Origin of the sequence: Paraburkholderia sp. GAS448, from assembly GCF_050435685.1 — a bacterium.
In the GTDB taxonomy this organism is placed as follows: Bacteria; Pseudomonadota; Gammaproteobacteria; order Burkholderiales; family Burkholderiaceae; genus Paraburkholderia.
Genome location: NZ_JBNDKT010000001.1, coordinates 587149 through 611123, shown reverse-complemented (window position 1 = coordinate 611123; position 23975 = coordinate 587149). Strand labels below are relative to the sequence as shown.

Here is a 23975-nt window from a genome sequence, read left to right as displayed (position 1 = left end):
GCCGTTAAAGGGATTGGCTGCATTGTCGTCGCACGTGCCGCGCAGCAAAAATCGTCCTGTCCTTTTACGGCAAAAATCCATGGATATTCTTTCTCTGCGTCGCGCCAGCGTTGGCGCCCGGCTGGCCATGCTCTCGTGCGTCCTCGTCGCGGTGATCTTCGCCGTGTTCACGTGGGCCGTGACGCGGTCGGCGGGCCACCAGGTCAATGAGCAGATGCTGTCGCGCATCGCCGAAAAAGACCGCTCGCTCGCCGCGACAGTCGCGCTCGTCGACAGCGGCCTCTCGGCTGAAGTCGGCCGCTCGATGTCGCTGTTCGCGAGCTTCCTGCCAGGCGGATATTCGCTCGACGAAACCCAGAAGGTCGACATCAACGGCGTCGCCACGCCGACCATCAAGGCCGGCGACAAACCCCTGAATCTCGACTTTTCGATCCCAGACCAGTTTCTCGAACGCAGCGGCGCGATCGCGACGGTATTCGCGCGCAACGGCGACGACTTCGTGCGCGTGACGACGTCGCTGAAGAAGCAGGACGGCTCGCGCGCGATCGGCACACTGCTCGATCGCAAGGGTCCGGCGTACGCACCGTTGCTGGCCGGCAAGCCTTATACCGGCCTTGCCGCGCTGTTCGGCAAGCGATTCATCACGCAATACAAGCCGGTGACCGACGCCGGCGGGCGCGTGATCGGTGCGCTCTTTGTCGGCATCGATGTCGGCCCGCAGATCCAGTCCATCCAGGCAGGCATTCGCCAGCTGAAGATCGGCGAAAGCGGCTATTACTTCGTGCTCGACGCATCGAACGGGCCGGATCGCGGCAAATTCATCGTGCATCCGGCGGCGGTCGGCCAACCCGCTGACGAAGACAATGCGCCGTACAAACAGATGCTTGATGCAAAGGAAGGGCAGCTCGCATACACGTCGAAGGACGCAACACTCGGCGAAACCGGCGAGCGCGAGAAGTACGTGTCGTTCATCACCGTGCCCGAGTGGCAATGGCTGATCGGCGGTATCGCGCCGCGCGACGAGGTGATGGCGAACGTCAACGCGACACGCAATCGCTTCCTGCTGATCGGCTTCGTGCTGGTCGCCGCGTTCGCAGCGATCTTCCTCGTCGCCGTGCGCCGGCTGGTGAGCCGTCCGCTCGACGAAGCGGCGAAGGCATCGGAGCGCTTCGCGTCGGGTGACCTGAGCGTGCGCGTCGGCAACGGACGCGCCGATGAAATCGGCCGGCTGATGGACGCGATCGACGGCATCGGCGAAGGTCTTGCGCGCATCGTCACGCAGGTGCGCGGCGCATCGGCGGAGATGACGGATGGCACCGCGAAGATCGCCGCGGGCAGCGGCGACATCGCCGCGCGCATCGCGACGCAGGCAAGCAGTCTCGAAGAAACCGCCGCGAGCATGGAGCAGATCACGTCCACCGTGCAGCAGAACGCCGACCATGCCGCACAGGCGAACACGCTCGTCTCCAGCGCCTCGGAAGCGGCGCTCGAAGGTGGCCGTGCGGTAGAGCGCGTCGTATCGACGATGGGCGACATCAGCCGCTCGTCGCGGAAAATCGCCGACATCACGACCGTGATCGAAGGCATCGCGTTCCAGACCAACATCCTCGCCTTGAACGCGGCCGTCGAGGCAGCGCGCGCGGGCGAGCACGGCAAGGGCTTCGCCGTCGTGGCGTCGGAAGTGCGCGCGCTAGCGCAGCGCAGCGCGGCCGCCGTCAAGGAGATCGAAGCGCTCATCGGCGAATCGACGGCACGGGTCGAGTCCGGCTACCGGATCGCTGAGGAAGCGAGCACGACGATGCACAGCATCGTCGAACGCGTGGGCCAGGTGCAGGCAATCATGAGCGAGATCAGCGTCGCTTCGCGCGAGCAATCCGGCGGCATCGAGCAGGTGAATCTCGCCGTCACGCAGATCGGCGAAGCGACGCAGCAGAATGCGGCGATTGTCGGCGAAGCTGAGCAGGCCGCCGCCGAACTGCGCGATCACGCCGAGCGTCTGGCGCAGGTGGTCAGCGTGTTCAAGCTGGACGCGTCCGGGCGCGGCTGACCTGGGGTTGCATCACGGGGTGGTATCGCCGCGTTGCGGGGTCGTAGAAGCCCGCGCCGCTGCGCACGCCGACGCGTCCCGCGTCCACCTGCTCGCGCAGAAGATCGATCACATCTTCATCCTTGGCAAGCTCAGGCATCAGGTGCGTCGAAATGTCGACGGTCCGGCGATACCCCAGCGGCGTCCAGGCGACGCCTTCATCACACGGTCTACGACCTCCGGTGTCGCCGGGCCCGGGCGCACGATGTTCAGCGCCTCGCGCAGCACCGCGAACTGCAGCCGGTTGCCGACGCCAATCAAGCCCGTGCCCACCACGCCTACAACTGACTTGCCCGGGTTGCTCCTGTCCACGCTGCTCTCCTGCCGTGATGTCGATGAAAACCCGGGAGCATAACGCAGCAGCCATTTTCTCGAGACTGAAAGACACAGGGCCGGTCTCTCATGCGAGAGCCGGCCCTGTGGCAGGACTGCGTCAACCTCATGACGCCATTGCTGGCGTCATGCCGGTTGCGTCATCAGTACCGCGGTTGCGGACGATGGTCGTCATCGTGGTGACGACGCGGATCCGGGTCATGCGGGTGATGGCGCATCCATTCGTCGTGCTCCCAGTAGCGATGTCCGTCGTAGTAACGGTCGCCGTGCCAGCCAGTGTCGATGTTCACGCCGACGGGCATCATGTGCGGGCGTTCGTACGTCGCGGGCGGCGGGCCGCCATGGACATACATCGGATCCTGCTGCGCAAACGCGGCGCTTGCGCTCAGCAATGCACCGCCAGCAAGCAGGGTTGCAATGACGGAACGTGACGTGCGATTCAAGGTTTTCATGTTTTACCTCCCTTTAGGGTTGTTCGCCGGCCGGGTGAAATATCGGGAATCCGGTGCCGTGCGCTTGAGACCCACTTTAGCGACACAAACCGGCGGGGAACGTGAGGACTTGTAAGCACACATTTCAAATTAACGATGCATACCAATCCCGGGTGATGCCAAAAAACTCCAGCCGCACAGAGGCTTGCGAGCCGGCTCGAGGGACGGCGGCTGCCAGCTATCTGTGAGCCCTGGTTACATCCCTTCCAATCATGAAATAACGGCGGAGTCGGAGAACAAAAGTCAGGTGAAAGGACAGTCCAGTGATTAGCGGCTTGGACTCGCAACGGGTGCGCAGGGCGTGCGGTTGTGCGGGATGGTGCGCGAGGGATGGAAGCAGGCGCTGTCGAATGAAGCGCGGATTTCGCGGAGAAACAAAAAGCCCGGCGCGCGTTAGCGCACCGGGCCCTGAAAACAATGCGCACGAGAATGCGCGCACTCGACCCGCGGACGTGCCGCGCGCCGGACAGTCGATCAGCCGCGCAGGAAGCCGAAAACGGCGAAATATTGCGACTTGCGAACACGCTCCGCTTCGCGGTGGCGCGCTTCGTACGAATAATCAGAATCCATCGGCAGGAACGGCGACGCGAAGAGGTCGCTAACCTTATTGAATAGTGCAAGGATCAAGCTCATGGCGACTCCCGGTTGATTAAAGATGCAGGGTTTTCCCTTAGAAAGAAGTATAGGGTTTTCCCTGATCAAAATCTAGTGCAATGCAACATTTATTTGCGTGTGACCCGCTGTCACACAGTCAAGACTGCCAATGGTGCGTTGCATCAATACAACAACCAGTGCGAATCAGCATCGAGCGGGATTTCTTCAGACAAGGAAATTAGTCCGTCCCCATTCAGCGGAACAGGCGCTGCGGTGCGTTCGTCCGAATCCGTCCAGGAAAAGGCTGCTTCGGAGGGAGCGGTTGCTGACCAGTCGCGCGGAAATGCCTTCGACTTGGGCGAAGGCGATATGGTCCCCGCCGGAGCGTCTGACGACCGGATCTGGATCTTTCAACCTGATGAGAGGAGCGACGACGCGGGCCGCCGACGACGACCTGCTGGAACCCCGCGGCGCAGACGGTGTGCCTACCGGCCGCAGAGGTCGCTACACGGACCGTCGTACCGCACATCCAGCGACGACAGGTCCTTGAACACCAGTCGCTTCACGATTCCACCGCTGTGGACCACGTGGACTGCGCCGCGATTGACGAAAACACCGGGACGTTCGTCGGGGAGTACCAACTGCATCAGCGGGCCGAACTTTTGTATTGCCTCGAAGAAGCTGTCTTCGCGCGATGGTTCGGACACGCCAAGCCAATAAACAAGCGCGGCGGCAGGATTGCTGGAATCGCGCGCGACAAAGCGCGGAACAGAATCAGTCTGGGTATAGAGCGACCGTTGAACGTCTGGCACTTCGCGCATGAAGGTGTCTCCGGTGTTGAATGTTTGTATTCAATGCGTGACCTGTTGTCTTCTCTGCTTCTGTCGAACCAGCCTGTACCGCTCGCTATTGGCGCGACGGATACAACACGTTTCAGCGACGGCAACCGGCCGTGGTTCCCCACGTGATTGCCCGCCTGATCATCGAAACGCGCGTGAACCCTGCTGATCTGCTTCGGCTCCCGACATCAGCATGACTTACGGACAACGGGCGCAAGCTCATGTTCCGTTCACGCCGTCGATGCAGACCATCGATTCGCCGCCGAAGGAAAGCCTCCCGGCGCAAGAAGTAGGCTGCGTCGAGAATTCCAACTATTGGGATTTATAACGTCGATGAAAATTACAAGCAAGCACCCGCAGCGAATACGCGGGTTAACTCCACGTAGCCGATCGCCATGTCCCATAAAGCGGCACGATGTCTCGAACGCTCGTGCGAATTTCTGACCGGGATTCTGTTTGTACTGCTTGGGTGTCGATGAGACCTATGAGGCGGGGCGCCCTCCGGCGCGGCCGCCTCGTCCCGGCAAAACGTCACTGACCAAAGAAGATGTCGCATCGAGGTCCGGTAGAGCAGTGTGCGTTGCCCGGACCACCTGTCTCGCCGTGCGTGGCGGCGACCCCGCCATATGATGCGTCCTTCATGAATTGACCTGACGCATTGGGGCTCCACCCCAGGTTGCCAAACGACATGTCGGTCTCTGCTTGCGCAGACTCGTTGGCGTTCTGCTGCATCCTCGCATGAGCGGACCACTGCGAATCCGGTTGAAGTCCCTGCCCATTCACCTGCCCGGCCATCGCAAACAGCAAAACGCTTGCGAACGGCAATGCCAGATATGATTTCATTTCATGACTCCTTGAATCTGATGCCAGTTGCGCGGGTCCTCTTCCCGGCAATTCGCAAACCTGGATACCCGCCGTAGTAGTCGCTCTCAAATGGACAGGCACGCGGCCACGGCAAGCGGAACAGCCAGACTGGCCGTGTATGAGCGGCATCTGGCCTACCTGGTAATTAGTATGATTAGGCACGCCCCCATCGATTTTGGGCGGGCACTGGCGGCGCAGCGAAGGATTGCTCAGGCTGTCGCGTGGGGTCTCAGAGCAGATAACGTGTCGCGCTGCAACCTCTGTTATAGGTCGCGTGCGCGAGACTTCAACGAACTCGCGTGGGGGCGTACCGAATCGGCGAATTTACTGCCTGTGCCGGCGTGAAACGTCAGAAATTCATCGCGGTAGATCAAGCGCGATCGCCGTACGCGTCTTCGCATGGCACCTGCGAAAGTCTGTCGCAAAGGTCGCGCCTTCAACCGCTTTGCCCGTTTCGCGGCCTAAACAACAGGTTTCCAAGGCCAGGACGGGTAGATGCGATCGCTGGTTTCAACGCTGTCCCGGTCGACGGCGGCCTGGCCATCGGTACCCTCGACATCGGCAACGCTGGACACCTCGCTCGCCAGTTCGACTCTGGACTCTTCGGCCGTCGAGTCGGCGCGCGCGTCTTCAGCGGATTCGGCCGGTGACAAGCCGGCACCGAACCACACCACCTCGCTTCTCATATCAGCCACGTACGCCCGCCATCCTGTTGGATTGCCGGCAAACAGATTCCGCCGGACTGCGGAGGCAAGAACCTCGCGATCCAGTTCGAATTCGAGCAGGTCTTGCGGCCACGTCAGGAAGGCGTCGGCAGCGCGCTGTGCGAACTCTTTCGGCATCATGTGCTGCGAAATCTGGGTCAGTAACCGAAAGCTTGCCAGCGAATCGTTCGCCGCCGACAGTTCGTGCACAGTTTTACGGGTATCGCCGTATCTCAGCAGACGGCTGACTGCCTGCAGTACCTCTCCGAGGTGCAACAGCAACGCGCGGCGTTCAAATGCATCTTTCATCGGCTCAGTTCTCCGCGTAGGTCGAGCCGCAATTCTATCCTTCGCGCGTGTCGCGACTCTGACCCCTTCCACACCATGCTGCCGCGGTGTATCTGTGAACCGTTCAGACCGCATATGAAGAGCCACTATGAGGCGGCCATATCCCGGCGGCCCAAGTTCAGGTACACAACCGGTTTGCGCCAACCGCGTCATATATTTGACTTCGCGCAAGCCTAAGCTTCGCTGCAGGAATCGTGCGCTCTGCCAGCCAGGGTGCGCCTCACGCTCGCCGTTTGCGCTTGCCGGACGTCAAGTTTGCTGACTGACAGTAATCGCCGCCGCTTCGGCATCTTGATTAAATCGATTGACTTCCGGGGATTCGCCCGTACAATGGGTTTTGTTGCAATGCAGCAATTGGCCTTTTTGGTCCTCGCGGCGCGTGTCTTCTGTCTTCGTCAGAGTCCTCTCGCACCCGCCGCCTCACCCCCTACCGGAGCAGTGATGAGCACTCTTACCCCCCAACAGCTGGTCGCCGCGCAGCAAGCAGGCGTGGAAACTTTTTTTGGCTTTGCAAACAAGGCCTTCGAAGGCGTTGAAAAGCTGGTCGCGCTCAATATGCAAGCTGGCAAGGCCACCCTGGCTGAAAATCAGGAAATCCTGACGAAAGCGTTCTCCGCCGGCAACCCGTCTGAACTGTTTGCGCTCCCCGCAAGCCTGTCGCAACCCGTAGCAGAAAAAGTGACTGCGTATGGCCGTCAGGTTCACGAAATCGTGTCAGGCGTGCAGGGCGAGTTCCTGAAGTCAGCCACGGAGATGTTCCAGCAATCCCAACGGGATGGGCAGGCTTTCGTCGAGAACCTCGCGAAAAACGCTCCGGCTGGAAGCGAAGGGGCAATTGCAGCATGGAATTCCGCCTTCTCCGCGATGAATTCGACGTACGAATCAGCGAACAAGGCCGCAAAGCAGTTCGTGGCGACTGTATCGGCTGCCTGATAGAGACTCTTCTCCGGGCCGCGGCGATTGGCGCCGCGCCTGGTAGCCGGTTTTCCACCCGGCTTTGTATGTCTCAAATGCGAACTTCGGTTCGCATTTTTTTTACCGGCCGCAAAGGCGCCCACGACCGGAAATGCCGGCTTTGTCACGTCGGCGCAAAGACGACGGCCTGGCAGTCCGCAATATACCTGTGCGTTCGCTTGAAGCGATAAGTCTGGCCGTCGGCGGTTATCCGGTTCACACCCGGTCGCGTCAGCAGAAGCATCTCGTCCGCGAGCGAGGCGGCGACCGTGCCGCTGCCCGACAATTCGTCCAGCGAGCCCTCAGGGTTGCCGATGTACACGAGGCGTTCACTCTCCCCGTACCGCATCACGAAGACGGCCTGGCCGGCGTCCAGCGCCAGTTCGAGATAGCTGGCAAGCTCTCGCAGTGATGCCGGCGTGTGTGACTGCGTCGCGTAAGCTGAACCCATCGCTGCTGCCATAGCAACATCCCCCGTCAAATTCGCTCGTCCTGACGCAGAAGGCTCGCGTCACCGCTGACACGCCGCGCTTCTACTATAAGCTGCTGCCAGGGAATGCGAAACTCGCAAGGCGGCCTCTTTATGCCCAATATCACGTGATGACAGGGCTCTGGTAGCTAGCGCCGAGTCGCCAGAAAGGATTGAATGCGTAGAGGCCGCCCGCATGGCTCTTTGTGTAGTCGCGATGATCGACGCCGCGCGAGCAACGGTTCGAGCGCATTGAAGGGATGGTAGAAACATGCTGGCGGATATCCGCACTCCCACACTGCCACACTTAGTGCGGAGTAGCGGGTTTCGCTTTGTGCGCGTGCCGGGACTTCGTCGCGTGCTTCGCCGCCGGCTGCTCCGAAGGGCGGGGTGCAACAGCAGGAGCCGGAGCCGCCGGCGAAGGCGGTGCGATTGCAGGTGCGCTGAACGTCGCCGAATCGGTGTCGAGCAGGGTCGACAACGTGGCTTGCTGGTTCAGCATCATCTGCTCGATGCGTTGCTGCTGCGCAGTGGTTTCTCGTGTGAGACGCATCAGAAGCATCGTTTGCGTGATGCCGATCGCGACCGTCACAAGCAGCGCCCCTACGACGATCGACAGCATCCACTTCATTCGCCGCGAGTGATCGGTCGCCGCGCGACGCTGGTCGGAAATCACGCCGTAAAGCGCATCGACGGTATCGGCGAAGGCCGTCGCCCGCGCACGGTCAAGTTCCGGAGCAGCGTGCGTCGCGGGCTGCGGCTGCAAAGCAACATAAGGGCGCGCCGACCTGCCGCCCGATGCGACCGACGAGTCAGGCATGTCAGTCGACAGAGCCGCAGACGCGCGCCCTGCAAATGACGACGCCTTCGCGGCCACATCGCCAGCGGCCGTTGCGTCGCGAGACGCAGCCGCTTCGCGCGAGGCCGTAGCCGTCTTTGCGACGCTCGTTGCAGAGCGCTGCTGTGATGCGGCGGATTGTGCCGAGGCGACCGCGTCGCTGGCGCGGGCAGCCGCGACACTGCGCAGCGCCGAAGACGACATCGAAGGCGCAGCGGGCAAGACCGCAGCTACCCGCGAGACCGCCGCACTCGAAGCGGAAGCGTCAACTGGTTCCGCTACAGCGGCTTCCTGCCCAGCCGCTGCCGGATTCGCCGCTGCACTGCCCGCGCCTTGCGCTGCATCTGCCGCCTTCGCAGCGGCGTCATCGATTGCCGGCATGACCGTCGCAGCCGTCGCGCCCACTTCTGCGCCTGCGCCGTTCGCCACGCTCAGTGTCGGCTCCTCACGCTCATCCAGCACGCTCGCCTGCACCGAAGCCGAAGCCGTCTCCCCTGCTTTTGCCGCACGCGTCACGCGTCGCGCAGGCTTCGCATCATGCCCCTCCAGCGCCGGCTCGCCGCCGTCCGCCAGCCCCACCGCTGCCAGCACTTCCGCGGGCAATTCGAAGCCCCTCAGCGTGCCTTGGCGCACGTCGATGGTCATCGCTTCCAGCGTCGCGCGCGTGGGATCGTCGGGGAACAGGTCGAGCGTGCTGTCGTCGCGCGCCACATCGCTCAGCTGCGCGAGCCGCTGAGCGGAGCGCGCGGCGCGGGCCAGCTTGTTTTCAGTTTCGGTGGAGACGGTGGCCGTGCGCTGCTTCGTCGAACGGGAGCGGGGCGCGCGGGTATTCGGGGATGCTGCGGAATCTGCCATAGGGAGAGGAGCGGTCGTCGTAGCCGTCAGGCAGCGGTCGCCTGCCGCGGGTCGCCGCTGCAAAATGCCATCTTCGTTTTTCGAGACCTCATTGTCTCATGGCCGCACGCAGGCGCCGACGGGAATTCATGTAAGCGCCTGCGCTGCCCGTGCTCCAGCGCTGTCAGGTCGACAAAATCTGGTTTATCCTTGGACGCACACAGGAACCCACTATCGCGCGAGGCTGCCCGTCATTGCCGTCTGGCCGTGTCGTTGCCGTGTCCGTCGACCTTCACTATCAGTAAGTACACGCAGCATGAATACATCCGCTTCCTCGGCCACCCTCGCCGCCGAGCTACGTGAACACTTCGCGCAGCTTGTTCTGCCGCTATGGCGGGGGCCGGGGTTCAACGCCGCGCTCAATCTGCCGTATGAAGCCGTGGACAGCGCACATCGGCCGCTGCCAGTTGTGCGCTATCGGGCGATGGCCTGCGCTCGACAATTGTTCGTTTTCTCGCAGGCGGGCGATGCCGCCCATGCCGATACGCTGTTCGATGCACTACTCAGCCGCTTTCACGACACGCTGAACGGCGGGTGGTTCTTTAGCGTCAATGCAGAAGGCGCGCCGCTCGATACCTCAAAGGATCTGTACACGCATGCGTTCATCGTGTTTGCCTGCGCGGAATATTTCGTGCGCTCGGGCAATCAGGATGCACTCGACGTGATGTACGACACGTCCGCGCTCATCACCGAGCGCTTTGCGCACGCGCGCGACGGCTTGCTCAACGCGTCGCTCGATGCGGATTTCTCCACGGTCACCGGCACGCCTCTGCAAAACCCGCTGATGCATCTGACCGAAGCGTGGCTCGCCGCGCGCGAGGCGACGCAGGATGGCGCATTCGGCGACGCACTCACGCGCCTCGTTGAAGTGGTCGCGCGCAACTTCATGCATCAGCCGACAGGCTGTATCGCCGAATTGCCGCTCGGCTCGGACGACAATCGCCTCGAACCAGGTCACCAGTTCGAATGGTTCTATCTGGTGCGACGTGCGGCCGGCCTGCTGGGAACGTCCGGCCTCGACGAAGCGCTGACGCGCGCGTTCAGCTTCGCGCAGCAGCATGGTATCGACCCGACGACGGGCGGCGTGGCGGCCGCGCTCGACGAGGCAGGAGCCATCAAGGACAGCGCCCAGCGGATTTGGGCTCAGACCGAATATCTGCGCGCGCTCGCCACACACGACAGCGAAGCCGCACGCATCGCGTTGCCGCAGCAGATCGAGCGTTTTCGCGCGCGCTTCCTGCGCCCGCATGGATGGATCGAAAGCATGACGGCCGCTGGCGACATTACGCGTGCCGAGATGCCTTCGACCACGCCCTACCATCTCGCTACGGCATACGCGTCGTTGCCGGCATAAACGCGCGCCGGCGCTCGCGATAGATAACAAAAAGCCCGCGCAAGCGGGCTTTTCTGCATTCCAGCGAATCGCAACGCGTCAAAGCGCCGACATCCCCGCGAACGCACCCGAAGCATGCTGGCCGGAATACACTCCGCCACGCTGCCCGACCACGAGCACGGCATCCGAAATCTCGAATGAAGAAACCGCCTGCTTCAGGTGCTGCGTCTGTTCGTGGAGCGAAGCCGCAGCGGCCGCAGCCTCTTCAACCAGCGCCGCGTTCTGCTGCGTCATTTGATCCATCTGCACCACAGCCTGATTGACCTGCTCGATGCCCGTGCTCTGCTCCGACGACGATGCACTGATCTCCGCCATCATCTGCGTGACGCGCGATATCGACCCGGACACATTGCGCATCGCGTCGCCCGCACGTTCGACGAGTTCCGAGCCGCCCTGAATCTCCGCGACCGACTCGCTGATGAGCGTCTTGATCTCCTTCGCCGACTGCGCGCTGCGCTGGGCGAGGCCGCGCACTTCGCCCGCCACCACCGCAAATCCGCGCCCCTGCTCGCCGGCGCGCGCCGCTTCGACGGCAGCGTTCAACGCGAGGATGTTGGTCTGGAACGCGATGCCGTCGATCACGCTGATAATTTCCGCGATCTTGTCCGAGCTTTGCGCGATGCCGCGCATCTTCTCGACCACTTCGTTCACCACGTCGCTGCCACGGGAAGTCGCATCGAGCGCCGTTTCCGCCAGTGCGTTTGCTTCGCGTGCGTGCCCGGCGTTCTGACGGACTGCGGCGGTCAGCTCTTCCATGCTCGAAGCGGTTTCCTCGAGCGAGGCCGCCTGATTCTCGGTGCGCGCCGACAGATCCGCATTGCCCGTCGCAATTTCGTCGGCGCCGATGTAGATCGAATCGGCGGATTCGCGCACGGTCTTGACGGTACGTGCGACGCTCGCCTGCATCCTGGCCAGGCCAGAAAACAGTTGGCCGATCTCGTTCGTGCCGCGTTCGGCGATCGGCTGGTCGAGACGTCCTTGCGCGATGCGGTCGAAGTGGCGGCCCGCTTCTTCGAGCGGCGCAACCACGCCTCGCTTCAACGCGACGTACACCGCGATCGTCCCCGCCAGCAGCAGCACGATGATTGCAATCCCTACGCTGCGAAACAGCGCGAGGCGGCTGTCGATCGAATCGAGCGAAGCGCGGCTTGCGGCATCACCGAACTGCACGAAATTGCGCTGTTCCGCGAGATAGGCGTCCTGGAGAGATTGGGTCGGCTGGTCGAGAAACGCCTGAATGTTGCCGGCGTCGAGGTATTGCACGAGTTCGCCGAGCGCCGTGTGCAGCTTGCGATATCGCTCGGTGAGTGCCGCCGCGCGGGCGCTGTTTTCGTCGTTCATCTTCGGCGCGTTCGTGAACACCTCGAATGAATGTTCCGCCGCCGTCAGTTGCTCACGCGCGTGCTGAACGATGTCGGCCGGCTCGGCGCCGCCGCGCACCATCCGCGTGCCGGCGCGCGACAGGTTGATGCGCGCGTCCATCAGATGCTGCGTCGTTTCGCTGACCGCGTCGACCTGCTTCAGCGCGACGTTCGACAGATCGCCGACGTCGTCATGCGTGCGGGTCAACGACCAGAATCCCAAGCCCGCCGTCACCAGCTGGAACACACAGAAAGCGATGAGAACACACAACAGGCCGGAAGCGACCTTGATCTTGCTGAACATCGAAAACACCTGAATTGCTGAGAAGGGCAGGAACTACGTTCGGGTTAACGGCAGGTCCCGTCAGCCCTTGAGTCGAATTGAGTGAAAAAGCCCGACATCCGCGCCTTACAGCGCTTAACCCGCAAATTGCCGCTGTTTTTCACAATAATTAGAAGGCAATTTTTCCAATTCACCTTGACGCGACGCACAGGCACTTCCTAGAGTGGACAGGAATCAGTGCGGGCAACGCCCGAAGGAACGGAAATGACAGATCTACTGGATCGCGCACGCGGGGCCTTGCATGCCCAGCCGTTCAGCATGCTGCTTGGCGCCGAACTCATGAGTACGGGCACGCACGAACTCGCGCTGTGCCTGCCGATTCGGGACGAACTGAGGCAGCAACATGGCTTCGTACACGGCGGGGTCATCAGCTATCTGGCGGACAACGCGCTGACCTTCGCAGGTGCGCTGGCGCTCGGGCCGCGCGTCGTGACCGGCGAATACAAGATCAACTTTCTGCGGCCAGCGATCAACGGCACGCTGATGGCGCGCGCCCAGGTCGTGCACGCCGGACGCAGCCAGGCGACGTGCCAGTGCAATATCTTCGTGATGGACGACGGCAAGGAAAAACTCGTCGCGGTGGCGCAGGGCACGATCAACCGCGTAGGAGAGGGCGCGGAAGGCGCAGCGCCGCCGGCCTGAGGAATGACGCGAGATGACTTGAAGATGGCGCGCGCGACTGAAGAGCCGCGCGCGTCACTCACTGCCTTGATCCGGCGTTATTCCGCTGGGTAAGTTTTCTGCTGCTGCTCGCCGAGGCCCTGAATGCCGAGGCGCATCGTCTGACCCGGCTTCAGGAACACCGGGTTCGGCTTCACGCCCATGCCGACGCCCGGGGGCGTGCCGGTCGAGATCACGTCGCCCGGTTGCAGGCTCATGCACTGCGACAGATAGGAGATCAGCTTCGCGACGGTGAACACCATCGTCTTCGTGTTGCCGTTCTGGTAGCGATGGCCGTCCACTTCAAGCCACAGGTCGAGTTTCTGCGGATCGGCGACTTCATCGCGCGTGACGAGCCAGGGGCCGATCGGGCCGAACGTGTCGAAACCCTTGCCCTTGTCCCACGTGCCGCCGCGCTCGATCTGCCATTCACGCTCGGACACATCGTTAATCACGCAATAGCCCGCGACGTAATCCAGCGCGTTGGCTTCGTCGATGTATTTGGCCGGCTTGCCGATCACCACGCCCAGTTCGACTTCCCAGTCGCACTTCTTCGAGCCGCGCGGAATTTCGACGTCGTCGTTCGGGCCGATCACGGCGCTCGTCCATTTGTTGAAGACCACCGGCTCGCTCGGCACCGGCAGGTTCGATTCCGCCGCGTGGTCCGCGTAATTCAGGCCGATACAGACGAACTTGCCGATGTTGCCCACACACGGACCGATACGCGGATTGCCTTCGACCACCGGCAGCGAGGCTGGATCGACTGCGCGCAGTTTCGCGAGACCCGCGTCGGTCAGCACATCGCCGCCGATATCGGCGACCACCTTCGACAGATCGCGAATCTTGCCTTGCGCATCGAGCAAGCCCGGCTTTTCCTGACCTTTCGGCCCATAACGAAGCAGTTTCATCGTGGCACTTCCCAAATGTTCAGTGAAAAAAATGCTGCACTCAGTTCGACCAGCCGCCGTCGATCACATGCGCCTGGCCAGTCGTGAACGACGACTCGTCCGACGCCAGATAGAGCGCAAGCGCGGCGATCTCTTCCGGCTTGCCGACACGGCCCATCGGCTGGCGCGCGACAAAGGCCGCCTGCACCGCATCGAGCGACGCGCCCTGCGCCTGCGCGGCGATCCGCTGTTCGAGCGACGGCGAGGCCACCGTCCCCGGACAAATCGCGTTGCAACGGATACCGCGCGTCACGAAGTCTGCCGCAACCGCCTTCGTCAGTCCAATCACCGCAGCCTTCGACGCACCATACACGAACCGGTTCGGCACACCCTTGATGCTCGACGCCGCCGACGACATGTTGATGATAGAGCCTGCGCCTTTCTCCAGCATGGCGGGCAGAAACGCGCGAATCGTCCGGTACATCGCCTTCGCGTTCAGATCAAAGGCAAAGTCCCAGTCTTCTTCGCTCGCTTCGAGAATCGAGCCCGCGTGCACGTAGCCCGCGCAGTTGAACAGCACGTCGATCGCGCCGACTTCGGCAGCGAGCGCCTTGATCGCGGCATCATCACGCACATCGAGCATACGCGCCTCGACGGGCTTGCCGGCGAGCGCATCGATGCGGATGTCCGTCGCGATCACGCGTGCGCCTTCGCGCGCGAAGAGCTCCGCGGTCGCGAGGCCGATGCCTTGTCCGGCAGCAGTGATCAGGGCCGTCTTGCCGGCCAGTCTTTGTATCATCTACGGCTCCAGTTGAAATGGCGTTTGAGTCATAACGGGTATTGCAGCGCCTGTTGAGTCAGTCAGATCGGCGCGCGAGGCGCATCGATCGATCTTTCAGCGGCGTTACAGCCGGTAGAAGGCCGCAGCGTTGCCGCCGAAAACCGCCGCACGGTCCGTATCGGACAGCGACGCGAGCAACGCGTTCGCCACGGCGTGCCACAGGAGATAGTCACCGTTCAGGTTGAGCACCGGCCAGTCGCTACCCCACATCAGCCGGCGCGCTCCAAAGCAGGCCAGCAGATGATCGACATACGGCCGCAACGTGGCCTCGGTCCAGCCGGGTGCGGCTTCCGTCGCGAGCCCCGATAGTTTGCAGTGAATGTGCGGCAACCGGGCGAGCCGCTCGATACCGTCAGCCCATGGTTGCCAGCCGGCGGCGCCATCGTGGATCGGCGGCTTGGCGCCATGGTCGACGACAATGCGCAGCCGGGGAAAGCGCTGCGCGAAGACTTCGAGCGCGTCGACGTGGCGCGCATAGATCAGCGCATCGAATGCGAGGTCGTGCGCGATGACCGCTTCGACAGCCGGCGCGAGTGCGGGATTCGCGATCCAGTTGTCGTCCGCGAGATCCTGAAGCATCGGACGCACGCCCCTGAATTTCGGATCGCGGGCAAGCTCGGCGATCAGCGCGGGCGCGCCGTCGTCGAGCATCGGCACCCAGCCGACCACGCCAGCAATCGATACCTCGCCGCGTGCGATGTCCAGCAGATAGCGGGTTTCTTCGACCGTCGGCGCGGCCTGCACGACCACCGTGCGGTCGATTCCGGCGCCTGCTCGAAGCGGCGCCAGATCGCCCGGACCGAACGTGCGGTAGAGCGACGTCATCTCCGGCTTGAGCCAGCCGTAGTCGCCCCGCTCAGGACTCCAGTAGTGCTGGTGAGCATCGATGCGCTGTGTCACGTCAATCCTCCGGCACGGGTGCGCGCGGGTCGAGCAAGCCTTCTCGCAGGGCCTTCCACAGCGCGGCCGGCAGCTTGCGTTCGAAAGACGCGACGTTCTCGCGCAACTCTGCAGCGCTACGTGCGCCTGTCAGCACCGACGCGACGGCTGGATGCGCATACGGAAACTGCAGCGCTGCCGCGGCAAGCGGGGCTTCGTGCACGCGGCAGATTGCCTCGAGCCGCGCGACGCGGTCGATGATTTCCTGCGGCGCGTCGGCGTAGTTGAACTTCAGATCGCCCTGTACGCCGCGCGCAAGAATGCCCGAATTGAACGCGCCGCCGAGCAGGATGCTCACGTGACGCGCTTCGCATTCGGGCAGCAGGTCGTCCAATGTCTGCTGCTCCAGCAACGTGTAACGGCCCGCGAGCAACGCACAGTCGATATCGAATTCCGCCATCACTTCGAGGATCGCCGCACCTTCGTTCACACCCAGGCCCACTGCTTTCACCGCGCCGCTCGAACGCAGTTCGTCGAGCGCGCGAAACCCGCCGCCCTCGGTCAACTGCTTCCAGTAGTGCGCGTTACGATCGCCATGCGTATAGCGGCCGATGTCGTGCACCAGCAGGATATCGATGTCGACCATGCCGAGCCGTTGCTGGCTGTCTTCAAAGGAACGCAGGATGCCGTCGCGCGTGTAGTCGAAGATCGCTTCGAAAGGCAGCGGGTTCTGCCAGCCTTCGCTGCCGTCGTACGGATGCGTGCGCGGCACGAAATGGCGGCCGACTTTGGTCGACAGCACATACTCGCTGCGCGGATAGCGGCGCAGCGCCTGACCTAACCGGTGCTCGGCCTTTGTATGGCCATAGTGCGGCGCGGTATCGAAGTAACGGATGCCGGCGTCCCACGCGGCATCGATTGTCGCCTGCGCTTCCTCATCGGATAGATCGCGATACAGACCGGCGAGTGGCGCCGTGCCGAGACCCAGGCCGGTCACCTTCAGCTCGCGCCGGCCAATGCCGCGTCGCTGGCTGACCTTCGGATTCATCGCTGCTGTCATCACACGTCTCCTTTTTTATCCGCGCTTCAAAGCGACGCGATTTCCATTACGCTACGCGGTATCGCGCTCGACGGCAGGCACGCCGGTCCGACCGGCTCGAAGGTCTTGTAGGTCAGGATGAACTCCTGGTGCCCCAGCGCCTCCGACTTCGACGCCGTGCCTTGCGCCACCGCCACCGTCTGCCCGAACACTTCGCGGCCGACGTCGTCGAGTGTGGCGCGGCCTTCCAGAATACGCCCGGCATCGACGTCCATGTCGCCGGCAAGATTGCGATAGGTCGCCGGGTTCGCACATACCTTGATCACCGGAGAGATCGCCGAGCCGACCACCGAGCCGCGCCCTGTCGTGAACAGGATCACATGCGCGCCGCACGCGATCAGTTCGCCGATTTCCGCGTTGTCGCTGATATTCGGAAAGCCGAAGCGCGGTTCGCCATCGGGCACGACGTCGAGCAGATACAAACCGCCGGTAGGCGGAACATCGCCCGGTTTGATGATCCCGACGATCGGCGATGCGCCGCTTTTCGCATACGCGCCGAGCGACTTCTCCTCCTGCGTCGTCAGCCCGCCGTCCGCATTGCCGACGGCAAAACTGCCGTGTCCGAGAATGGAATAGTAGCGCGCCGCCTTCGCGACGCAAGCGACGATTTCGTCGCCGAGGTCCACGCTCGCCGCGCGGCTCTTCATATGGTATTCGCACCCGACCAGTTCGCCGGTTTCCTCGAAGATGCAGGTCGCGCCCGCGTCGATCAGGTGATCGAACGCACGCCCCACGGCTGGATTCGCGGTGATGCCGCTCGTGCCGTCCGAGCCGCCGCAGATCGTTCCGATCACGAGTTCGTCGAGCGCCATCGGCACCTTTTGCTGTGCTGCAAGCTGCCTTCGCGCATCGCGGACCCAGTCGACACCGTATTGAATCGTGCTGCGCGTGCCGCCCTTCTCCTGGATGGTGAGCACCTCGACGGGACGGCCGCTCGCGCGCACGACCTCCACGAGGTAATGCTTGTTCATGCTCTCGCAGCCCAGCGACACGAACAGCACCGCGCCCACGTTCGGATGCGTGGTGAGCTGTTGCAGCATTCTCTCAGCGTAGCTATTCGGGTAGCAGCCGGGAAAGCCGATCAGATGGACGGGCGGCTCGCGTTCGGCGGACGGATCATCGAAGGCGTCGAGCGGCTCGCGAAACTGCGTGACGATCTCGCGTGCGACGTGATGCGCGCATTCGACGAGATACGCGACCGCGACGACATTGCGGATGCCTTTGCGGCCATCGCTGCGCAGATAGCCGTGAAGCATGGGCCGCGCAGCGGCAGGTGCAACGGAAGATTCAGTCATGATCGTTGGTTCCAGCGCGGCGCGCGGGCCGCGTCAATGGTGCACAAATTCGTGGCCGGCATCGTGTGTATAGGTCGGCAGATAGTCGCTTTCGAGGTTATGCGTGTGCAGGTGCGCGCCGCGTGCAACCGCTTCGGTCACGTGACCGATCACGGCGCCGTAGCGCAGCACCTTTTCGTCCTTCATGAGCGCACGGCGCGCGACCTTGTGGCCGAGGTCGATGGTCTTCGCGAGCGTCACCTGCTCGCCTTCGATCTCGACCTGCGAACCCGACTCGAGCCGCGCCGCCGCGATCAGGCAGTTGTCCTGCGGACTCAGCAGGATCAGGCGCGGGTCTGTCTGAAGTGAAATGCTCAAAATGGGTCTCCGTAAAAGCGCAGATTCCTGTGGATGGGAACGGCGATCAGTTCTGGCCTTCACCGCTCGCGAGCCGCGCCACCATCAGCGAGCCGAGGATGATTGCGCCGTAGATCGCCTGAATCCAGAATGACGGCACCTGGGCAAGCGTCAGCAGGTTCTGCACGACGCCGAGCAACAACACTCCGGACAGTGCGCCGAGCATCGTGCCCTTGCCGCCATCGAGCGAAATGCCGCCAATCACCGCCGCCGCGAATACCGTGAAGATCATCCCGTTGCCCTGATTCGCATTGATCGCGCCCACGTAGCCGGTGACGATCAGTCCGCCAATCGAAGCGAGGATGCTGCCGAGCACGAACACGCCCCACGTGATGCGCTCCACGCGGATACCCGCCGCACGCGCCGCTTCCGGATTGCCGCCGATCGCGTACAAGGCGCGGCCGATGCGGTGATAGCGGAGCATGAATGCCGCCACCCCGAACGCGGCGGCCGCGAGCCACACGGAGATGGGCAGGCCGAGCACGATGGTGGTCGCGAGCGTGAAGAATGCCGGCGGCATGTCGAACAGCGTGCCGCCCTTGGTCGCGCCGACCAGCATGCCGCGCAGCACGATCAACATCGCCAGCGTGACGATGAACGCGTTCAGACGCAGCCGCACCACCAGAAAGCCGTTGATGAACCCGATCAGCGCACCGACGACGACGATCGCCAGCAGGCCCACCGCCGTCGGCCATTGCAGCCCGAAGCCAGCGGACGCAGCCGGCATCACGAGCATCGCGCCGACCGCAGGGGCGATGCCCACGGTCGACTCCAGCGACAGATCGAACTTGCCGGTCAGCACGATCAGCGATTCGGCGAGCACGACGAGCGCGAGGGCCGCCGACGCGCCCAGCACGCTGATCAGATTCGCCTTCGTGAGAAAGCTCGGGCTGACGAACGCGCCGATCACCAGCAGCAGCACGAGCGCCGGCAACAGTGCGAGATCGCGCAGGCGGGCAAATTCGATACGCGGGCGGTCACGCTGCGCGGCGGCGACGCTGGCCTGTCCCTGGTTCGTCGCGAACGCGGGGGTGGGCGCACTATTCTTCATGAAGACTGACTCCTTCAACTGAGGCGATGAGGTCGTGGTCCTGCCAGCCGGCCGGGAATTCGGCGGCGATGCGGCCACGGAACATGACGAGGACGCGGTCACAGGTACGCAGATCGTCGAGTTCGCCGGAAACGACGAGCACGGCCTTGCCGTCCTCGCGCACGCGATCCACGACGGACAACAGGGCTTCCTTCGATTTCACGTCGACGCCCGCCGTGGGGTCGATCAGAACCAGCACGTTCGGGTCAGTGGCGAGCGCGCGCGCCATCACGACCTTCTGCTGGTTGCCGCCGGAAAGCCCCGACACGATATGTTCGGGACCCTGGGCGACGATGCCGAGCGAGGCGATCATCTTCTGCCCGAAGGCGTTTTTCTTCGCGGGCGGTGCAATGCCGAACCTGCCGAGCATGTGTGCGATTGTCATCGAGGCGTTTTCCGCTACCGATTGCGTGAGCACGAGCCCTTCATGATGGCGATCCTTCGGCACACAGCCGATGCCGGCGGCCAGCGCAGCGGGTACATCGCCGTGCGGCAAGCTGACACCTTCGACGCGGATCTCGCCACGCGCCGGCGAGCGCAGTCCTGCGATGGCCTCGGCGACGCTCGTGCGGCCGCTGCTCGTCGCGCCCGTGAGGCCGATCACTTCGCCACGCTTCACTGCGAACGACACCGCTTCGTAGTCCGCCCCCGCGAGATCCGAGACTTCGAGCGCGACCTTCGTATCCGCCGGAAGCGCGGCGCGCGCCGCGGCGTCGGCGACATTCAGACCGCCGCGTTCGCCGGTCATGGCTTCGATCAGCTGCTCGCGAGGCAAGGCGGAAACCGGCGCGCTGACGATATGCCGCGCGTCGCGCAACACCGTCACCGCCTGGCAGATCTCATATACCTCCTGCAGGTGATGCGAGATGAAGAGGAACGTCACGCCTTCGCGTTGCAGTTCCTGAATGCGTTTGAAGAGACGCTTGATTTCGTCGCCATCGAGTTGCGCGGTCGGCTCATCGAGAATGATGAAACGCGCCCCGTACGACAACGCCCGGGCGATTTCCACCAGCTGGCGCGCTTCCACGCTCAGGTCGCCGGCGCGCGCGTCTTCGCGCACATCGATCTTCCAGTGGTCGAGCAACGCGCGTGCGTCGCGCCGCATCGCGCGCCAGTCGATGACACCGTGCCTGCCCGGCTGACGGTCGATGAACAGGTTCTCCGCGACGCTGAGGTCACGAATGATCGTCGAATGCTGATAGACGCACGCGACGCGTTCGCGCCACGCGTCGCGGTCCGCGACCGGCGGCGCAACCGCGCCGCCGAAGCGCACCTCGCCGGCATCCGGCTTGCGCAGGCCAGTGAGAATCGACACCAGCGTCGATTTCCCGGCCCCGTTGCGCCCGACGAGTGCATGCGACTCGCCGGGCATCACGCGGATGCTCACGTCTTTCAGCGCGGCCGTCGAGCCGTAGCGCTTCGTGACTTCAAGCGCCTCCACGACCGGAGGGAGTCCCTGTGGGGCGACCGGAGAGAGTCTCTGCGGATCGACGGGCACGGCAGAAGACATCACTTCGCTCATTTGAGAGTGTTGCCCCAGAGGTTCTTGTCGTCGACATTGGCCTTCGTCACGAGCGGCGCAGGCAACTGGTCTTCGAGAATCCCCGGCGACAGCTGGATGATCTTGCTGTCGTGGTCCGTCGGGCCCGGCTTGAAGGTCTGCCCGGCAAGCGCGGCCTTGATGTAGTAAAGGCCGTACTTCGCATACAGGTCGGCAGGCTGTGAAACGGTCGCGTCGATATCGCCGCGGCGGATCGCGTCGTATTCCTGCGGGATGCCGTCATTGCTGACGATCACGACATGCTTCGCGTCGCCGGTCGGATACAGCATCTGCTTGCGCCGCAGCGTCTGCAGCGTCGGCGACAGATACACGCCGCCCGCCTGCATGTAGATACCCTTCACGTCCGGGTTCGCCGTCAGCAGGCTGTCGAGCGCCGTGGCCGCGACGTCGCCCTTCCAGCTCGCCGGAATTTCCAGCAGCGTCAGACCCGGGTACTTCTTCAGGCACGAACGGAACGCTTCCGAACGATCGCGGCCATTCACCGAAGCCAGATCGCCCATGATCTGCACGACCTTGCCCGACTTCACATGCTCGCCGATGTACGTGCACGCCTTCTCGCCGTACGCGTGATTGTCGGCGCGCACGACCATCGCGACCTTGCCCTGCGTCGGCGCGACGTCCACCGCGACGACCGGCACGTTCTTCGCCGCGGCGGCATCGAGGGCGCGGCTAATCGCAGCCGAATCGAGCGGCCCGACGACGATGCCCTTCGAACCCAGGTTCAGCAGGTTGTTCATGTCGGTGATCTGCTGGACAGGATCGCCGTTCGAGTTGACCGGCGCGAGGATATCGATGCCCATGTCCTTCGCGTACTTCGGCAGGTAGTTGTTGTACGACTGCCAGAACGGCGAAGTCAGTAGCGGCAGGCCGAGGCCGACCTTGCCGGCTTCCGCGGCCTGCGCGGTGCCGGCCAGCGCCGCCCCCGCCACGCATGCAACGGCGACGCTGGTGAATAAGGTCTTCTGGATGAAACGGCGAGCCGCGTGCGGCCGCTGTGCGAACGTCATGTCTGTCTCCTGGTCTGCGTTGTTGAATCAACCGAAACCGGTCTCAACGGTGTGTTGGCGACCGGAACGTCGTCCTGCGCTCTTCTTTCTTATTTATTGGTGTGCGTTCATTCACCAATGAACGTATTATTCATATACGGATATTTTTAAGTCAAGGAATGTGCACTGCACCAACCGTCCGTGTTTTCCCTGGCCGATTGCGAGATGCAACCCACTACACTCACCCGCCGGGCAAGATGAGAACTGAACAAGGGGACCCAACACCATGGCAACCGATCTGCAAGACAAGGACGACGCCGATCGATACCGCGCGCCCGCGCTCGACAAGGGCCTCGACATCCTCGAACTGCTCGCCGAGCAGAAGGAAGGGTTGACGCGCGCGGAAATCACCAAGCTGCTCGGCCGCAATGCGAGCGAGATGTACCGGATGCTGGAGCGGCTGGTGGCGCGCCAGTACGTCGTGCGCTCGGCGGGCGGCGACCGTTATTCGCTGAGCCTCAAGCTGTATGCGCTTGGCCATCGCCATCCGCCGATGAACCGGCTCATCTCCGAAGCGCTGCCGCTCATGCAGCGTTTTGCCGATACGGCCGAGCAATCGTGTCACCTGGCCGTGTACGACCGCGGCAATCTGCTCGTGATCGCGCAGGTCGACGGCCCGGGCACGTGGGGTATTTCGGTGCGGCTCGGCTCGCGCGTCGGCCTGATCGATACCGGCTCCGGACGCGTGATGCTCGCGTTCCAGACACCCGAGCAGCGCGCGCACATGCTCGCGGAACATACGAAGGTGAAGGGCGAGGTGACGATCGACCGTGACGCGCTCGAAGCCGTCTGCGAACAGACGCGCGCCGCAGGCTATTCGCAGAAGGACAGCCAGCAGACTTTCGGCGTCACCGACCTGACGTTCCCGATTCTCGGACCGTCGGGCCAGGCGATTGCGGCGATGACGTGCCCGTATATGCGACGTATCGACGAATACGTCGCGCCGACACTCGAAGCCGTGACCGCGCTGTTGCGCGAGACGGTGGACGCGCTGTCGATGTTTCGCGAACGGGCGGCATGACCAGGCGCGATAAGGCGGATTCTGGAGCAGGGTCGCGCGAGGCGTTAGAATAGCGGCCCTTCCAAAAACCGCCGCACGGTTGAATGCCGTGTGTGCTCTTCGTACACGTAATGGCGAAACTTCTGAACGACCACGAATTCCAGCGTTTTTCCGAACTTCAGCAGAAGCAGTCGAGCTTCACGATCACCAGTGAGGAAGCCGACGAGTTGCGCGATATCGTCGCCCGCGCGCAGAAAAAGCGCGACGACCGCTCGGCTGCCATGCAGGCCATCGAAGCGTATATCCGGCAGTTCGAGATCACCCCGGACGAACTCTTCTCGCCCGAACAGATCGGCGACGCCGCGCGTACCTACGGCTTGATTCCGGCTGCAAAGAAGGAACGCGTACTGCCGCCGTCGTTCACGTTCAACGGCAAGCCGTATCAGTGGACACGCACGCTGCCCGATGAAGTGCGCGTGCCGTTGTTCGAGGCATTCTCGGGTGGTCAGTCGGTGAAGAGCTTCATCGCCACGCCGAAGGACGCCGTGCGCTGCGCGGCAACGATCGCGCGTCTGGAGAAGGAAACCGGCGCGGTGTATGCGGAGGCCTGGCTCGAGGAGCTGGCGGTTTCGCGCGCGCAGGTGGATGAACAGGCCTCGAAGCTGGCTGCCTGATTTTTCTGTCCGGCTGGGAGCGATGGCGCGCCGTCG

23 protein-coding genes and 1 pseudogene are annotated in these 23975 nt (G+C 63.1%); 6 read left to right on the top strand and 18 right to left on the bottom strand.

All coding sequences use genetic code 11. From position 1 onward, the window contains the following. Positions 1-79 precede the first annotated feature (79 nt). Positions 80-2047, top strand: coding sequence for a methyl-accepting chemotaxis protein (locus P3T23_RS02900; RefSeq protein ID WP_429314669.1), 1968 nt, complete (start codon positions 80-82; stop codon positions 2045-2047). On the opposite strand, the pseudogene P3T23_RS02895 reads toward P3T23_RS02900, so the two are convergent. From P3T23_RS02895 to P3T23_RS02870, 6 genes and pseudogenes are all read right to left on the bottom strand, one after another. Beyond that, positions 2019-2338: pseudogene (locus P3T23_RS02895) on the bottom strand (3-hydroxyacyl-CoA dehydrogenase family protein); the annotation flags it as partial. The gene P3T23_RS02900 and the pseudogene P3T23_RS02895 sit on opposite strands and share 29 nt — an antisense overlap. A gap of 224 nt (positions 2339-2562) precedes the next feature. Continuing rightward, entirely contained in the window at positions 2563-2871 is a 309-nt protein-coding gene (locus P3T23_RS02890) for a hypothetical protein (protein ID WP_429314668.1), read from the bottom strand. A 513-nt stretch (positions 2872-3384) separates the two neighbouring features. After that, positions 3385-3543 (bottom strand): hypothetical protein, encoded by a 159-nt coding sequence (locus P3T23_RS02885; RefSeq protein WP_166656310.1) that lies wholly within the window; start codon positions 3541-3543, stop codon positions 3385-3387. Between the two features lie 446 nt (positions 3544-3989). Then, positions 3990-4325, bottom strand: coding sequence for a hypothetical protein (locus P3T23_RS02880; protein ID WP_429314667.1), 336 nt, complete (start codon positions 4323-4325; stop codon positions 3990-3992). 549 nt (positions 4326-4874) lie between these two features. Further along, a complete protein-coding gene (locus P3T23_RS02875) occupies positions 4875-5186 on the bottom strand; it encodes a hypothetical protein (RefSeq protein WP_429314666.1) in 312 nt (103 codons plus the stop codon). Positions 5187-5668: 482 nt separating this feature from the next. After that, entirely contained in the window at positions 5669-6193 is a 525-nt protein-coding gene (locus P3T23_RS02870) for a hypothetical protein (RefSeq protein ID WP_429314665.1), read from the bottom strand. Positions 6194-6514: 321 nt separating this feature from the next. Here P3T23_RS02870 and P3T23_RS02865 point away from each other — a divergent pair, with 321 nt between their 5' ends. Next, positions 6515-7192: a phasin family protein gene (locus P3T23_RS02865; RefSeq protein ID WP_429314664.1), complete on the top strand. Its 678-nt coding sequence runs from the start codon at positions 6515-6517 to the stop codon at positions 7190-7192. 145 nt (positions 7193-7337) lie between these two features. On the opposite strand, the gene P3T23_RS02860 is transcribed toward P3T23_RS02865, so the two are convergent. Further along, on the bottom strand, positions 7338-7676 hold the full coding sequence (locus P3T23_RS02860; RefSeq protein WP_429314663.1) for a hypothetical protein: 339 nt from the start codon (positions 7674-7676) through the stop codon (positions 7338-7340). Positions 7677-7989: 313 nt separating this feature from the next. Then, positions 7990-9375 (bottom strand): hypothetical protein, encoded by a 1386-nt coding sequence (locus tag P3T23_RS02855; RefSeq protein WP_429314662.1) that lies wholly within the window; start codon positions 9373-9375, stop codon positions 7990-7992. A 295-nt stretch (positions 9376-9670) separates the two neighbouring features. Here P3T23_RS02855 and P3T23_RS02850 point away from each other — a divergent pair, with 295 nt between their 5' ends. After that, a complete protein-coding gene (locus P3T23_RS02850) occupies positions 9671-10768 on the top strand; it encodes an AGE family epimerase/isomerase (RefSeq protein WP_429314661.1) in 1098 nt (365 codons plus the stop codon). A 78-nt stretch (positions 10769-10846) separates the two neighbouring features. Here the strand turns inward: P3T23_RS02850 and P3T23_RS02845 are convergent, their stop codons facing one another. Further along, positions 10847-12472: a methyl-accepting chemotaxis protein gene (locus tag P3T23_RS02845; RefSeq protein WP_429314660.1), complete on the bottom strand. Its 1626-nt coding sequence runs from the start codon at positions 12470-12472 to the stop codon at positions 10847-10849. A 243-nt stretch (positions 12473-12715) separates the two neighbouring features. On the opposite strand from P3T23_RS02845, the gene P3T23_RS02840 reads away from it, so the two are divergent. After that, complete coding sequence (locus P3T23_RS02840) at positions 12716-13153, top strand: PaaI family thioesterase (protein ID WP_133665771.1); 438 nt, start codon at positions 12716-12718, stop codon at positions 13151-13153. A 77-nt stretch (positions 13154-13230) separates the two neighbouring features. Here the strand turns inward: P3T23_RS02840 and P3T23_RS02835 are convergent, their stop codons facing one another. The 9 genes from P3T23_RS02835 to P3T23_RS02795 form a co-directional block, all read right to left on the bottom strand. Further along, entirely contained in the window at positions 13231-14079 is an 849-nt protein-coding gene (locus P3T23_RS02835; RefSeq protein WP_429314659.1) for an ureidoglycolate lyase, read from the bottom strand. Positions 14080-14119: 40 nt separating this feature from the next. Then, positions 14120-14857 (bottom strand): SDR family oxidoreductase, encoded by a 738-nt coding sequence (locus P3T23_RS02830; RefSeq protein WP_429314658.1) that lies wholly within the window; start codon positions 14855-14857, stop codon positions 14120-14122. Positions 14858-14962: 105 nt separating this feature from the next. Beyond that, positions 14963-15799, bottom strand: coding sequence for an amidohydrolase family protein (locus tag P3T23_RS02825; RefSeq protein WP_429314657.1), 837 nt, complete (start codon positions 15797-15799; stop codon positions 14963-14965). 1 nt (position 15800) lies between these two features. Then, complete coding sequence (locus P3T23_RS02820) at positions 15801-16838, bottom strand: aldo/keto reductase (protein WP_429314656.1); 1038 nt, start codon at positions 16836-16838, stop codon at positions 15801-15803. 26 nt (positions 16839-16864) lie between these two features. Continuing rightward, positions 16865-18172, bottom strand: coding sequence for a UxaA family hydrolase (locus P3T23_RS02815; RefSeq protein WP_429314655.1), 1308 nt, complete (start codon positions 18170-18172; stop codon positions 16865-16867). Positions 18173-18205: 33 nt separating this feature from the next. After that, positions 18206-18529 carry a UxaA family hydrolase gene (locus P3T23_RS02810; RefSeq protein ID WP_429314654.1) on the bottom strand — a complete coding sequence of 108 codons (324 nt, stop codon included), beginning with the start codon at positions 18527-18529 and terminating at the stop codon, positions 18206-18208. Between the two features lie 46 nt (positions 18530-18575). Further along, complete coding sequence (locus P3T23_RS02805; RefSeq protein WP_429314653.1) at positions 18576-19619, bottom strand: ABC transporter permease; 1044 nt, start codon at positions 19617-19619, stop codon at positions 18576-18578. Beyond that, entirely contained in the window at positions 19609-21168 is a 1560-nt protein-coding gene (locus tag P3T23_RS02800; RefSeq protein WP_429314652.1) for a sugar ABC transporter ATP-binding protein, read from the bottom strand. Before P3T23_RS02800 ends, P3T23_RS02805 begins: the two co-directional genes overlap by 11 nt. A gap of 8 nt (positions 21169-21176) precedes the next feature. Continuing rightward, on the bottom strand, positions 21177-22226 hold the full coding sequence (locus P3T23_RS02795) for a sugar ABC transporter substrate-binding protein (protein WP_429314651.1): 1050 nt from the start codon (positions 22224-22226) through the stop codon (positions 21177-21179). Between the two features lie 265 nt (positions 22227-22491). Between P3T23_RS02795 and P3T23_RS02790 the strand changes: the two genes are divergently transcribed. Beyond that, entirely contained in the window at positions 22492-23286 is a 795-nt protein-coding gene (locus P3T23_RS02790) for an IclR family transcriptional regulator (RefSeq protein ID WP_429314650.1), read from the top strand. Positions 23287-23396: 110 nt separating this feature from the next. Next, positions 23397-23939, top strand: coding sequence for a hypothetical protein (locus P3T23_RS02785; protein ID WP_429314649.1), 543 nt, complete (start codon positions 23397-23399; stop codon positions 23937-23939). The last annotated feature ends 36 nt before the right edge of the window (positions 23940-23975 follow it).

Coding starts and splice junctions, on each gene's coding strand:
- P3T23_RS02900 (WP_429314669.1), top strand. CDS start 80: ATGGATATTCTTTCTCTGCGTCGCGCCAGCGTTGGCGCCCGGCTGGCC.
- P3T23_RS02890 (WP_429314668.1), bottom strand. CDS start 2,871: ATGAAAACCTTGAATCGCACGTCACGTTCCGTCATTGCAACCCTGCTT.
- P3T23_RS02885 (WP_166656310.1), bottom strand. CDS start 3,543: ATGAGCTTGATCCTTGCACTATTCAATAAGGTTAGCGACCTCTTCGCG.
- P3T23_RS02880 (WP_429314667.1), bottom strand. CDS start 4,325: ATGCGCGAAGTGCCAGACGTTCAACGGTCGCTCTATACCCAGACTGAT.
- P3T23_RS02875 (WP_429314666.1), bottom strand. CDS start 5,186: ATGAAATCATATCTGGCATTGCCGTTCGCAAGCGTTTTGCTGTTTGCG.
- P3T23_RS02860 (WP_429314663.1), bottom strand. CDS start 7,676: ATGGCAGCAGCGATGGGTTCAGCTTACGCGACGCAGTCACACACGCCG.
- P3T23_RS02855 (WP_429314662.1), bottom strand. CDS start 9,375: ATGGCAGATTCCGCAGCATCCCCGAATACCCGCGCGCCCCGCTCCCGT.
- P3T23_RS02850 (WP_429314661.1), top strand. CDS start 9,671: ATGAATACATCCGCTTCCTCGGCCACCCTCGCCGCCGAGCTACGTGAA.
- P3T23_RS02845 (WP_429314660.1), bottom strand. CDS start 12,472: ATGTTCAGCAAGATCAAGGTCGCTTCCGGCCTGTTGTGTGTTCTCATC.
- P3T23_RS02840 (WP_133665771.1), top strand. CDS start 12,716: ATGACAGATCTACTGGATCGCGCACGCGGGGCCTTGCATGCCCAGCCG.
- P3T23_RS02835 (WP_429314659.1), bottom strand. CDS start 14,079: ATGAAACTGCTTCGTTATGGGCCGAAAGGTCAGGAAAAGCCGGGCTTG.
- P3T23_RS02830 (WP_429314658.1), bottom strand. CDS start 14,857: ATGATACAAAGACTGGCCGGCAAGACGGCCCTGATCACTGCTGCCGGA.
- P3T23_RS02820 (WP_429314656.1), bottom strand. CDS start 16,838: ATGACAGCAGCGATGAATCCGAAGGTCAGCCAGCGACGCGGCATTGGC.
- P3T23_RS02815 (WP_429314655.1), bottom strand. CDS start 18,172: ATGACTGAATCTTCCGTTGCACCTGCCGCTGCGCGGCCCATGCTTCAC.
- P3T23_RS02805 (WP_429314653.1), bottom strand. CDS start 19,619: ATGAAGAATAGTGCGCCCACCCCCGCGTTCGCGACGAACCAGGGACAG.
- P3T23_RS02800 (WP_429314652.1), bottom strand. CDS start 21,168: ATGTCTTCTGCCGTGCCCGTCGATCCGCAGAGACTCTCTCCGGTCGCC.
- P3T23_RS02795 (WP_429314651.1), bottom strand. CDS start 22,226: ATGACGTTCGCACAGCGGCCGCACGCGGCTCGCCGTTTCATCCAGAAG.
- P3T23_RS02790 (WP_429314650.1), top strand. CDS start 22,492: ATGGCAACCGATCTGCAAGACAAGGACGACGCCGATCGATACCGCGCG.
- P3T23_RS02785 (WP_429314649.1), top strand. CDS start 23,397: ATGGCGAAACTTCTGAACGACCACGAATTCCAGCGTTTTTCCGAACTT.